At 61.6% G+C, this 12,769-nt stretch carries 10 protein-coding genes; 7 read left to right on the plus strand and 3 right to left on the minus strand.

Annotated features, from left to right (window positions below; genetic code table 11):
• Nucleotides 1-204: 204 nt before the first annotated feature.
• From AOA59_RS31580 to AOA59_RS31595, 4 genes are all read left to right on the plus strand, one after another.
• Nucleotides 205-1,005: a glucose 1-dehydrogenase gene (locus tag AOA59_RS31580; protein ID WP_099490129.1), complete on the plus strand. Its 801-nt coding sequence runs from the start codon at nt 205-207 to the stop codon at nt 1,003-1,005.
• Nucleotides 998-2,824, plus strand: a complete 1,827-nt coding sequence (locus tag AOA59_RS31585) for a glycoside hydrolase family 15 protein (protein ID WP_099490130.1) — start codon at nt 998-1,000, stop codon at nt 2,822-2,824. The genes AOA59_RS31580 and AOA59_RS31585 overlap by 8 nt, the downstream gene beginning before the upstream one ends.
• A gap of 123 nt (nt 2,825-2,947) precedes the next feature.
• Nucleotides 2,948-3,502, plus strand: a complete 555-nt coding sequence (locus tag AOA59_RS31590; RefSeq protein ID WP_099490131.1) for a GNAT family N-acetyltransferase — start codon at nt 2,948-2,950, stop codon at nt 3,500-3,502.
• Between the two features lie 74 nt (nt 3,503-3,576).
• On the plus strand, nt 3,577-4,482 hold the full coding sequence (locus AOA59_RS31595) for an alpha/beta fold hydrolase (protein ID WP_099490151.1): 906 nt from the start codon (nt 3,577-3,579) through the stop codon (nt 4,480-4,482).
• Here AOA59_RS31595 and AOA59_RS31600 read toward each other — a convergent pair.
• Together AOA59_RS31600 and AOA59_RS31605 are read right to left on the minus strand one after the other, a co-directional pair.
• On the minus strand, nt 4,465-6,690 hold the full coding sequence (locus tag AOA59_RS31600) for an ATP-binding protein (RefSeq protein ID WP_099490132.1): 2,226 nt from the start codon (nt 6,688-6,690) through the stop codon (nt 4,465-4,467). The genes AOA59_RS31595 and AOA59_RS31600 overlap by 18 nt on opposite strands.
• A 100-nt stretch (nt 6,691-6,790) precedes the next feature.
• Entirely contained in the window at nt 6,791-7,759 is a 969-nt protein-coding gene (locus AOA59_RS31605) for a GlxA family transcriptional regulator (RefSeq protein ID WP_099490133.1), read from the minus strand.
• Between the two features lie 90 nt (nt 7,760-7,849).
• On the opposite strand from AOA59_RS31605, the gene inhA reads away from it, so the two are divergent.
• Nucleotides 7,850-8,530, plus strand: a complete 681-nt coding sequence (inhA, locus tag AOA59_RS31610; protein WP_065930251.1) for an isonitrile hydratase — start codon at nt 7,850-7,852, stop codon at nt 8,528-8,530.
• Nucleotides 8,531-8,728: 198 nt separating this feature from the next.
• Here inhA and AOA59_RS31615 read toward each other — a convergent pair whose 3' ends face one another.
• Nucleotides 8,729-9,358: a LysE family translocator gene (locus tag AOA59_RS31615; protein WP_099490134.1), complete on the minus strand. Its 630-nt coding sequence runs from the start codon at nt 9,356-9,358 to the stop codon at nt 8,729-8,731.
• Between the two features lie 510 nt (nt 9,359-9,868).
• On the opposite strand from AOA59_RS31615, the gene AOA59_RS31620 reads away from it, so the two are divergent.
• Together AOA59_RS31620 and AOA59_RS31625 are read left to right on the plus strand one after the other, a co-directional pair.
• Nucleotides 9,869-11,308 (plus strand): undecaprenyl-phosphate glucose phosphotransferase, encoded by a 1,440-nt coding sequence (locus tag AOA59_RS31620; protein WP_065930253.1) that lies wholly within the window; start codon nt 9,869-9,871, stop codon nt 11,306-11,308.
• Complete coding sequence (locus AOA59_RS31625) at nt 11,308-12,768, plus strand: mannose-1-phosphate guanylyltransferase/mannose-6-phosphate isomerase (protein ID WP_069786938.1); 1,461 nt, start codon at nt 11,308-11,310, stop codon at nt 12,766-12,768. Before AOA59_RS31620 ends, AOA59_RS31625 begins: the two co-directional genes overlap by 1 nt.
• Nucleotide 12,769: the final 1 nt, after the last annotated feature.

Raw genomic sequence — 12,769 nt, forward strand, 5'->3', positions numbered from 1 at the left:
CATTGATGAGTGCCTATAAGACCCTCAGAGCAATAACCTGTCAAACGATTTTTAGTGGATTATTAATTACTTTTAATTATTTATAATGTGTTTTTTATTCCGCTAAAGGCGACGCCACCATGGGGAAACCCATTTGAGCTAGCTGAACTTCTACCGACGCGTGTCAGTCAGCACAAAGGACTCTCATAAAACGGTGGGCGGGCAATGCAGATCTCCTTGCAGCAACAAGTGGCCCTGGTCACCGGCGCCAGCTCCGGCATCGGCGCAGGTGCGGCCAAGGCGTTGGCCGAGGCCGGGGCGGCCGTGGTGCTTAACTACAATTCTCAGGCGGCGCCGGCGCAAGCCCTTGCCGCTCAGATCAACGCAGGCGGCGGGCGAGCGATTGCCATCGGTGGCGACGTGTCCAAAGAGGCCGACGTGGAGCGTTTGTTTGCCCAGACCCTCGAGGCCTTCGGCCACCTGGACATTCTGGTGGCCAACTCGGGCCTGCAAAAAGACGCCAATCTGGTCGACATGACCCTCGATGACTGGAACACCGTGATCGGCGTCAACCTCACCGGCCAGTTCCTGTGCGCCCGCGCCGCCGTACGGATCTTCAACCGCCAAGGCATCCGCGACGGCGTCTCGCGGGCGGCCGGAAAAATCATCCATATGAGTTCGGTGCACCAGGTCATTCCCTGGGCCGGGCATGTGAATTACGCAGCCTCCAAGGGCGGCGTGGAGATGCTGATGCGCACCCTCGCCCAGGAAGTCAGTGAACAGCGCATCCGCATCAATGGCATCGCGCCAGGGGCGATTCGCACGGCAATCAACCGTGCGGCCACGGAAGGCGCGGCTGAAAAAGAATTGCTCAAGTTGATTCCCTACGGCCGCGTAGGCGACGTGGAAGACGTGGCCAATGCGGTGGTCTGGCTGGCCAGTGATGCCTCCGACTACGTGGTGGGCAGCACCTTGTTTATTGATGGCGGCATGAGCCTTTATCCGGAGTTTCGTGGCAATGGTTGATTTCAAGAACGAACCCCAAAGCGCCATCGATGCCCACGGCATCATCGGCGATATGCGCAGCGCCGCGCTGGTGAACGATAAAGGCAGCATCGATTTTTTCTGCTGGCCGGAATTCGACAGCCCGTCGGTTTTCTGCTCGCTGCTGGACACGCCCGAGGCCGGTGTTTTCCAGCTCACTCCCGACCTGCCCAACGCGCGCCGCGAGCAAATCTACCTGCCCGACACCAATGTGCTGCAAACCCGCTGGCTGAGTGATGAAGCGGTGGTGGAAATCACTGACCTGCTGACCCTCAGCGAAGACGTCGACGAACTGCCGCTGCTGATTCGCCGCGTGCGTGTGGTCAGCGGCGAAGCCACCCTTCACCTGCGCTGCGCCGTGCGCCATGACTATGCGCGCGCGGCGACCCAGGCGAAGGCCGATAACGGTGGCGTGCTGTTTACGGCTGACGGCCAGCCCGGCCTGCGCCTGGTCGGCAGCCATCCGCTGAACCTCGAAGACCAGGCAGCAGTCGCACGCTTTAGCCTGAGCCAGGACGAAGGCGCCGAGTTTGTCCTCGGTGGCGCCGACGACCCGCGCGTCACCAACGACTGCACCGACCTGTACCTGGAACGCACCCTGAAGTTCTGGCGCGGCTGGATCGCGCAATCCAATTACCGTGGGCGCTGGCGCGAAATGGTCAACCGCTCGGCGCTGGCCTTGAAGCTTTTGACCTCGCGCAAACACGGCGCGATCATCGCCGCCGCCACCTTCGGCCTGCCCGAGTCTCCCGGCGGCGAACGCAACTGGGACTACCGTTACACCTGGATCCGCGACGCCTCGTTCACCGTCTACGCGTTTATGCGCCTGGGCTTTGTCGAGGAAGCCAACAGCTACATGCGCTGGCTCAAAGGCCGGGTCAGCGACTGCTGCGGGCAGCCGACCAAAATCAATATCCTCTATGGGATCGATGGGCGTCAGCAGTTGCCGGAAACCACACTCGACCACTTGAGCGGGCATGGCGATGCCAAGCCGGTGCGCGTCGGCAATGAGGCGTTCGACCAGATCCAGTTGGATATCTACGGCGAACTGATGGACGCGGTGTACCTGGTCAACAAATACGGCGAGGCGATTTCCCACGAAGGCTGGAAACACACGGTGGAAGTGGCCGACCAAGTCTGCGAAATCTGGAACCAGAAAGACGTGGGCATCTGGGAGATGCGCGGCGAACAGCATCACTTCCTGCATTCGCGGCTGATGTGCTGGGTGGCGCTGGACCGCGCGATCCGCCTGGCCTCCAAACGCTCCCTGCCGGCCCCATATGCACGCTGGGACCAGACCCGCCAGGCCATCTACGCCGATATTTGGAGCAACTTCTGGAACGAAGAGCGCGGGCACTTTGTGCAACATATCGGCAGCACCGCGCTGGATGGTTCGATGCTGCTGATGCCGCTGGTGCGCTTCGTCGCGGCCACCGACCCGCGCTGGCTGTCGACCCTGGAAGCGATCCAGAAAAGCCTGGTGCGTGACGGCATGGTCTATCGCTACCGCAACGACGACAGCCAGATCGACGGCCTGCAAGGTACCGAAGGCGCCTTTACGGCCTGCTCGTTCTGGTACGTCGAATGCCTGGCCCGCGCCGGCCAGGTGGAGAAAGCCCACCTGGAATTCGAACAACTGCTGCGCTACGCCAACCCGCTGGGCCTGTACGCCGAAGAATTCGACAGCCAGGCCCGTCACTTGGGCAATACGCCCCAGGCGCTGAGCCACTTGGCGCTGATCAGCGCGGCGACTTTTCTGGACCGCAAGCTCAGTGGGGTAAAGACCGTGTGGCAACCCTGAGGCGGGCTGGGCACAATGGCCAGACCCGTCGTTGGGTTGTGCGCAAAACATGGAGGTAGAGGTGGAGCGGCATCCTTTAGTCAAAATCGTTGATCGCGATCCGGTTGTCGCGACACTGGCGCCATGAGCAGATTTCCTACCCTCGCAACCCCACGCCTGCGCCTGCGTGAACTGCAAGTCACCGACGCCCCCGCGCTGTTCGCCATCCACGCCGATGCCGCGAGCATGCGCTGGTTCGGCGCCGACCCCATGACTGACCTCGCCCAGGCCGAAGCCCTTATCGACACCTTCGGCCAGTGGCGCACTCACCCCAACCCAGGCACCCGCTGGGGCCTTGAACACCAAGGCACATTGATCGGCAGTTGTGGCCTGTTCAGGTGGAACCGCGCCTGGAACAGCTGCGCTTTGTCCTGCGAACTGGCGCCTGCTGCTCGCGGGCAAGGTTTGATGCGCGAAGCCTTGCAGGCCATGCTTGATTGGGGCTTTGAGCATATGCAGTTGCATCGGGTAGAAGCGATGGTGCATCCGCAAAACTCTGCTTCGCTAGCGCTATTGAAACGCCTGGGTTTTAAAACCGAAGGCACATTGCGAGAGGCCGGATTCTGGAATGGCCAGCGGCATGACCTGACAGCACTGGGATTATTGGTGCGCGAGTGTCCAGACAAGTCAGAACATTGACTTCGATCGTTCGATCTCCCGTCACAGCGTTCGACTAAAGTTTTTCACTTTTGGCCAGCTACGAGAAGACCGTCATGACCCCACTCTCCCCACTGCTCTACGTGCGCACCTCCATGCTCGACGTGGCCTATGAAGCTCACGGCCCCGAAGGCGGTGCGCCGATTATCCTGCTGCACGGTTTCCCCTATGACCCGCGTGGCTACGATGACATCGCGCCGGTGCTGGCCGAGCGTGGCTACCGTGTGCTGGTGCCCTACCTGCGCGGCTATGGCCCGACGCGGTTTATCAATGCGCAGGTCATGCGCTCCGGCCAACAGGCGGCGTTGGCCAAGGATCTGCTGGATTTCATGGATGCCCTGCACATCCCGCAAGCCACGTTGGCGGGTTATGACTGGGGTGGCCGCGCCGCGTGTATCGTCGCCGCGCTGTGGCCCGAGCGCGTACGTGGGTTAGTGACGGGAGATGGCTACAACATTCAGGACATCGCCCATTCACTCAAGCCGCGTGCGCCCGACACAGAGCACCGCCTGTGGTATCAGTTCTACTTTCACACCCAGCGTGGCGTGGACGGTTTGACCGCCAATCGCCGCGAGCTGTGCGAACTGCTGTGGACGCTGTGGTCGCCGACCTGGGCCGCAGGGCCGAGCCTCTACGCCAAGACCGCGCCGTCGTTTGATAACCCGGATTTTGTCGAGGTGGTCATTCACTCCTATCGCCATCGCTTCATGTACGCCCCCGGCGACCCGGCGCTGGAAGCCATCGAGCAGGCACTGGCGCTGCAGCCGCCGATTTCGGTGCCGAGCATCTCGCTGTGCGGCGCCGATGATGGCGTCGGCCCGGCCCCGGTCGAGGACGACGATGTGGCGTGCTTCAGCGGCGTGTATCGGCGCCAGGTGTTGCCGGGGGTTGGCCACAATGTGTTCCAGGAAGCGCCGCAGGAGACCCTTGAGGCGCTGTTTGAACTACTCGACAGAACGTGAGAGCGCCGCCGCGATCCTGAAGCTGAAGACACTGCCCTGCCCCACCACGCTTTCTGCCCAAAGCGAGCCGCCGTGGGCTTGGACGATGCCATGGCAGATATACAAGCCCAGGCCGCTGCCATTGGGGTTGCCCTCGCGGGACGTCCAGTAGCGCTCGAAGATGCAGGGCAACTGCGCCGCGCCGATACCGGCGCCATTGTCACACACGCGAAACAGCACATCGTCGCCTGCTGCCTGAGCAATCACCTCGATCGCCCCGCCCAGGCCAGTGAACTTCAGGGCATTACTCAGCAGGTTTGAAAACACTTGGAACAGACGCTCAGGGTCGGCCTGCACGCACAGCCCTGGCTGGGTCCGCCACGTGAGGTTGACGCCCTTGGCCGCTGCCAGCGGGTGCCACATCAACCCGAGCTGCTCGAGCGTGGGCGCCACGTCCACCGCTTGCAAGGCGACCTGGTAGCGCCCCGCTTCAATGCGGGAAAGGTCGATCAAGTCCGTCAGCAACGTGTTCATACGCGCGGTCGCGGTTTGCATGGTATGAATCGCGGTGTTCAAGCGAAGGGTGGCTTCGGTGTCGTCGGCGGGCATCATCTTGCGCATCATGCCGCATTGCATCAGCAGGATCGTCAGCGGGCTGCGCAGGTCATGGGAAACCACCGCCACCAGTTCATCCCGCGCCCGCACGGCCGCATGCTCGCGCTGTACCTGGCGCGCCAGGTCATGCTCCAGGGCGTTACGGCGCAGGCTCTCCACGGCCTGTAACTCCGAGGCCGACCATTGCAGCGCCTTGCCGTCCACCTGCTGCCTCCATAGGGCAAATGACTGGCGCGGGCTTAACGCCGCCGCCCCCGCTTCGCCGTGTTTGATCGGTTCGCCGCTCCACTGCACGGTGGTTTTGACCTCAGGGCGGAACCACATCACTGCGTTGTCCGTAGGCTTGGGCAGTCGCAAGGCTAATAAGCCGCTGGCCAAGGCCTGGCAGGCGGCAGCCGGCGGGAAGTCGGCGGACAATTGGTGGCTGGCGACCACGCCTTTACCCTGCTGCTGAATCCACGGGTACAGCGCGCGAATGTCAGCCTCGCTGGGGCAAACGCCAAACCGATGCAGGCGCTCCTCCACCAGAATGGCCAGCCCCTCGGCGGCTGTCAGGCTCAGCAAGGTGTCGGCGTGCGGCAACAGGCTCTCCAGTACATCGCACGTTTGCGCCGCCATGGCGGCGACCAACCTGTCGATCATGCCGGTTTTTTCCTGCTGCTGACGACGCGCCTCCTGTTCCTGGAGCAACGTGATCTGCATCGACAACAGCTGGCCGATGCTGATACAGGCGGTGCGTAACTCATGGGGCACGCGCAAGGGTTCACGGTGACCGCAGGTAATCAGCCCCCAGAGCTGATCGTCCTTGAGCAGGGAAATGCTCATCGACGAGCGCACGCCCATATTTTTCAGATAGCGACAGTGAACCGGCGAGACGCTGCGCAGCACCGCAAAGCTGAGGTCCAGGGCTTGGCCGGTGTCCGGGCGCAGGGCCGGCAGGATCGGCACCGGCAGGTACTCGGCGTCGGGAATCACCCGAATCCAGTTCAGCCGGTAGAGTTCGCGGGCTTGGGGCGGGATGTCCGAGGCAGGGAAACACAGGCCCAGATACGGCTGCATACCGTCGCTGAGGGATTCGCCGATGACTTTGCCGTGGCCCTCCTGCTCGAAGCGATACAGGGTGACCCGGTCATAGCCGGTCAGGGCGCGAATCTCGGTGACGCAGGTCTGGTAGAGCTCATCGAGGCTCTTGGCCGACTGCAGGCGGCGCAAGGTTCGAGCCACGTGCATCTGGGCCGCATGCCGGGGCGTCACGGAGCGCTCCAACTCGAGCAATAACAGGCCTTGATGGCGGTGCAATAACGCATCAAACAACTCGCCATTGAGCGTCACCTGATGCAGTTCATCTTCATCCGCATCCAGGTCTGCCAGCGCCAACCGAATGCCAGCCAACGCCGCATCGCCAACGAGGCTGGCCAAGGCCTTCCCGGTCAAGGGTCCAGGCCCCAGCCCCAAGGCTGCATTGAGGTTAGTACTGGCTTGCAGCACCACCAACGCCGGTTCGCTCAGCGTTAACAACAACCCATGGGGTTGGATGGTCCCTGGAATGTGAATGGGCTCGCTCGCGCAATCGTCCCGCAGGGGATTGGCGTTGATCGCAGGCAATGGCTTCATGGGGCAGGTCACGCCGGGGGCGGAGGGAAGAGGGGCGCAAGTCGCTGCACAGGGTACTGCCGCCAAAATAGCACCTTGGTTCAACGCTGTACGTTTTCATTCAAACCGGTTGGCAGAAGCGCTCCCGGTAGGCCTGAGGCGTGACATCCAGGGCCCGCAGAAAGCTGCGCCGCAGGGTTTCCTCACAGCCAAAACCGCATTGCACCGCAATGCGTTTGATCGATGCCGTGCTGTCGGCCAACTGCCGCCGCGCCGTTTCCACGCGAATCAAGTCGACGGCGCGGGCCGGGGTCTGGCCGGTTTCGGTGCGGTAGTGGCGCACAAAACTGCGCTCGCTCATGCCGGCCTGGGCTGCCAGGGTGGCGATGCTCAGGTCCAGGGTGAGGTTGTCGGCCATCCAGGCATGCAAGTCGGCAAAGCGGCTGTCACCCTTTTGCAGCGACAAGGTTGCGCTGAATTGTGATTGCCCGCCCGGGCGTTTAAGGAACACCACCAAATGCCGCGCCACTTCCAGGGCGACGGCGCGGCCCAGGTCTTCTTCCACCAGGGCCAGGCACAGGTCGATGCCGGCGGTGACGCCGGCGGAGGTCCACACCGCACCTTGCTGGATAAAGATCGGGTTGGACTCCACCGTCAGTGCGGGAAACTTGCGCGCCAGTTCTTCACAGCGGGTCCAGTGGGTGGCCACACGGCAGCCGTCGAGCAGGCCGCTGGCGGCGAGCAAAAAAGCCCCGGTGCACACCGACGTCATGCGCCGTGTGTGCCTGGCCTTTTCGCGCACCCACTGCACCAACGCGGGGTCTTCGGCGGCGCCGTACACGCCCCAGCCGCCGGCGATCACCAGCGTGTCGCAGGGTGTATCCGCCGCGGGCAGCGGCTCGGCCACCAGCGCCAGGCCGGCGGAGGTCATCACCGGCGCGTCTTGCGCGGCGACCACCGAGACCGCGTAAGGCAACGCCAGGCCGCGCTGGCGCGCCAGGTCATTGGTCGAGGCGAACACCTGCAACGGCCCGGTCACGTCGAGCACCTGGGCATTATCGAAAGCGAGAACGTGAATGATCCGGGTCATGATTGGCGTGATTTGTGGGTTCAATGGCGTATTCGCCAAAGCCTAGGCCTCTACAGTGAAGCCGTCCACCCCTTTATCGGAGCTTGATTCATGACCTTGCAGATCGGCTTTTTGTTGTTTCCCGGCATCCAGCAACTGGACCTTACTGGCCCCTATGACGTGCTGGGTTCGCTGCCGGATGTGAAGCTGCACCTGGTGTGGAAAGACCTCGCACCGGTCACTTCCAGCACCGGTTTGGTGTTCACTCCGACCATGACGTATGCCGACTGCCCGCGCCTGGATGTGATATGCGTGCCCGGCGGTTCCGGCGTCGGCGCCTTGATGGAAGACCCGCAAACACTCGACTTCCTCAAAGCCCAGGCACAGACCGCCCGCTACGTGACCTCGGTATGCACCGGTTCACTGGTGCTCGGCGCGGCCGGTTTGCTGCGCGGCCGCAAAGCCACCACCCACTGGGCCTACCACGACCTGCTCGCGCCACTGGGCGCCATCCCGATCCAGGCGCGCGTGGTGCGTGACGGCAACCTGTTCACCGGTGGCGGGATTACAGCGGGGATCGACTTTGCACTGACACTGGCCGCCGAGCTGTACAGCGAAGCCGCCGCACAGCTGGTGCAGTTGCAGATCGAATACGCGCCGGCACCGCCGTTTGACGCGGGCAGCCCGGACACCGCGCCCAAACATGTGCTGGAGGAAGCCAACAAGCGCACGACGGAATCACGTCGGGTGCGCGGTGAAATTGCGGCGCGTGCGGCCGCGCGGCTGGGCTAGGTGGTGGGTCAGGCAACTTATACTTCGCCCGTGCCGCCGCCTTCGCAGCCTCGCCGGGGCTCGACAGCTCCCACAGTTGAACTGCTGCGCTGGCGGGATTTGCGCTTGCCGCGATGGCCCTGCGAACCGAAACCTGACCAACACAGCCGATCCCCTGTGGGAGCTGTCGAGCTTTAGCGAGGCTGCGAAGGCGGTGGGTCAGGCTGGCCGGGACATCAGCGCCAACCGCGCCGCCAATAGCATCAGCACGGTCGCCAGGCCCCATTTCTGTAGGCTGGCGCTGTGGCGACTGCCCGCAAACACTCGGCTGATCGCCCCGCCAAAAATGCCCAGCAAGGCATGAAAAACTCCGGCGATCAGGGTCAGAACGCCGCCCAGCACCCACAGCTGCATGGCGATGGAGCCCGCCTCGGGCCTGACGAATTGGGGCAGGAACACCATGAAAAACAGCAACGCCTTAGGGTTGAGCAAACTGTTGAGCATGGCCTGCACAAACACGTGCCGCAAATGCACGCGACGGACCTGGGTCATGTCCAGGCCGGTGCTTTTTTGCAAGGTCTTGAACACCAGCCACAACAGATAGATCACTCCGGCGTAACGAATCAAATCAAACGCCGGCGGCCAACTGGCGGCCAAGGCGGTGACCCCGCTGGCCGTCAAGGCGGTCAGCAACACGTCCGCCACGCAGATCCCCAGGCTCGACGCCACGCCACCACGCCAGCCATAACTCACGCCGTGGCTGATGACAAATGCCATGTTCGGCCCCGGTGACAGCAGCAACAGCAAAACAGCGCCGGAAAAAACCGCGAGGGTTGCCAGGTCGATCATGCTCAAACCGTCCGCCAGAGAAAGCCCGCAGGTTAATCGTTGAACCCTGCGCAAACAAAAAATTGTGCTGGATACATTTCTACCCTCTGTAAAAAATATTCGCCTCCAAGGCCTTGTTTGCTGGCAGTGCCGTGCCGTCTTTGTCCCCTTTTTCTGCCCCTTTCAAAAAAGGTTTACTCATCGGGCAGGAAAATTCCCATATTTGTTCCTACACTCAAAATCACTCCCCATGACCGAGTGCATGAACAAGGAAGGTCAAGAACATGACATATAAAAACACCTACCAACGTGTCTGGAATACCACCTTCGCTCCACAGTCAATTTTCTGACTAAGCCAATAAAAGGAACACTCCTTTAGTCACCGCCCCTGCCAATTTCCTCCATTTGGACGGTTGCACGTGGATGAAATAGTTGCGTTTTACCCAGCATAGCCGTCGTTCGATTTGCCCTCTTATCAAGCAGGGGGAAGTAGTCGAACAGAGAGTCTGGAGTGCAATGAGGGATGTTGTTATGCGAGAAAAGTCGTCAGTCGATAGCCTGTTTCTGACCCGTGCTGGATTTGTTGAATTTTTTGTTGTTTTCGTCAAGTTGGTACATGGCCTGACTGCGATTTTGCCGCCGCTGGTGCTGGTGTTGTTCCTTGACCCGCTGGCCTCCGAGATGCGTTCCCACTTTCTCGGTCTGCTGCTGTTTTTCGCAGTCCTGAGCATTATTCTGTTTCAGGCCCTGGGGATTTACTCCGAAGAGCTGTTCAGCAATCGCCTGCGCCTGCGTACCAGCATCGTCGCCTGGTCAGCGGCGTTCTGCATCTTGCTGTTCATGTACCAGATCCTGCAGTTTTTCCCGCAATTAACCCCGCGCAATCTGGTGGTCTGGTACATCGCCAGCCTCGGTTTGTTCTGCGCTGAACGCCTGTTGATGCTGCGCCTGTATCGCAACCTGATGCGCAAGGGCAAGTACCTGCAACGCACAGTGATCCTGGGCTTTACCGACACCGCCGTGCATGTGGCCGACCACCTGCAACGCAATGGCGATATCCGCTCCGGCCTGATCGGTTTTATTGACGACCGCACCGAGCGCATTCCCAAGGAATTGAGCAACCTGCCCTTGCTGGGCAATACCCGTGACCTGGAAAAACTGATCCGTGCCGAGCAGGTCAACCAGGTGATGATCTGCCTGCCGTGGGCCGCCGAGCAGCGTATTCACGGGCTGGTCAACCGCCTGCGGCAGATGTCGGTGAATGTGATGCTGGTGCCCGACATGGCCGCCCTGCGCTACGGCCACAGCCGCATCACCGACGTGGGCGGCATCCTGATGTTCAATACCTCGCAGTTACCGTTGCGCGGCTGGTCGCCCTTTATCAAGCGCTGTGAAGATTTACTGCTGGCCAGCCTGGCCCTGGTGGCGTTGTCGCCGGTGATGCTGCTCACAGCCATCGCCATCAAGCTCGACTCCAAAGGCCCGGTGCTGTTTCGCCAGAACCGCTATGGCTACAACGACAACGAAATTCGCGTGTTCAAGTTCCGCTCGATGTTCACCGACCAGAGCGACTTCACCGCCGAACAACAGACCACCCGCAAAGACCCGCGCATCACCCGCGTGGGCCGCATCATTCGCAAAACCAGCATCGATGAGCTGCCGCAGCTGTTCAACGTGCTGCTGGGCAATATGTCCATGGTCGGCCCGCGCCCGCATGCCACGGCCACCAAAGCCGCAGGCATTCCGTTCGAAGTGGCGGTGAGCGAGTACAGTTCGCGCCATCGCGTCAAGCCAGGCATCACCGGCTGGGCGCAGATCAACGGCTATCGGGGCGAGACCGATACCCTGTTCAAAATCCAGAAACGTGTCGAGTACGACCTGGAGTACATCTCCAAGTGGTCGGTGTGGTTTGACTTGTACATCGTCTTCATGACGGTCCCGGCCGTCCTCTCCACCAAGGAAGTCTATTGATGAACACCCTCAACGGATTAATTCCCTGCATCATTTCCGGTGGTTCGGGTACGCGGCTGTGGCCGGTTTCGCGGCAGAACATGCCCAAGCCCTTCATGCGCATGCGTGACGGCCAGAGCCTGTTGCAAAAGACTTTCCAGCGCGCGGCCAAGTTGCCCGGCGTGGAAAGCGTGCTCACCGTGACCAACCGCGACCTGCTGTTTCGTACCCTGGACGACTACCGTGGGGTCAACAAGGCCCACCTGCCCCTGGACCTGCTGCTCGAACCCTTCGGGCGCAACACCGCAGCGGCCATCGCCGTGGCGGCCTTGCATGTGCAGGAGCATTTCGGTGACAGCGCACAGCTGCTGGTGATGCCCGCCGACCATCTGATCCTCAATGAAGTCGCGTTTGCCGAGGCGGTGACCCAGGCCCGCGACCTGGCTGAAGCCGGCTACCTGGTGACCTTCGGCATCCAGCCCGATCACCCGGAAACCGGTTTTGGCTATATCGAAAAAGGTGACACGCTGGGCACCGGCAACCGTGTCAAACGCTTTGTCGAGAAACCTGATCTTGCCACCGCGCAAGCCTACCTCGACGGCGGCAAGCACCTGTGGAACGCCGGCATGTTCTGCTTCAAGGCCGGCACCCTGGTGGACGAACTCGCCGCCCATGCTCCCGAGGTGCTGACCGCTGCCAGAGCCGCTTTGGAGCACAGCCATGGCCTGCAAAACAAAACCTCACGCCAGCGCGAACTCGATGCGGATGCATTCGGCAGCGCGCCGGACATTTCCATCGACGTGGCCTTGATGGAGAAGTCCAAGCAAGTCGCCGTGGTGCCCTGCGACATCGGCTGGAGCGACATCGGCTCCTGGGAAGCGCTGCGCCAGCTCACGCCCAGCGATGCGCATGGCAACCAGGTCAATGGCGAAGCGATTTTGCATGACGTGCACAACTGCTATATCGACTCGCCCAAGCGCGTCCTCGGCGCCGTCGGCGTGCGCGACCTGATCATCGTCGACACCCCCGATGCGTTGCTGATCGCCGACGCCAACCGCAGCCAGGATGTGCGCTACATCGTCGCCGAACTCAAGCGCCAGAACCACCCGGCGTTCAGCCTGCACCGCACCGTTACGCGGCCGTGGGGCACCTACACGGTGCTGGAGGAAAGCAGCCGCTTCAAGATCAAGCGCATCGTGGTCAAGCCCCAGGCTTCGCTGTCGTTGCAGATGCACCATCACCGCAGCGAGCACTGGGTGGTGGTCAGTGGCGCCGCGCAGATCACCAATGGCGAGCGTGAGTTTTTGATCAATGCCAATGAATCCACCTACATACCGGCCGGGCACAAGCACCGCCTGACCAACCCCGGCATCATCGACCTGGTGATGATCGAAGTGCAGAGCGGCGAGTACCTGGGCGAGGACGACATCGTGCGCTTTGACGACATCTATGGGCGTGCACCGGCAGAAGTGAAGAAGTGAC

Source organism: Pseudomonas sp. 2822-15, from assembly GCF_002742515.1.
GTDB classification, from domain to species: Bacteria; Pseudomonadota; Gammaproteobacteria; order Pseudomonadales; family Pseudomonadaceae; genus Aquipseudomonas; species Aquipseudomonas salomonii.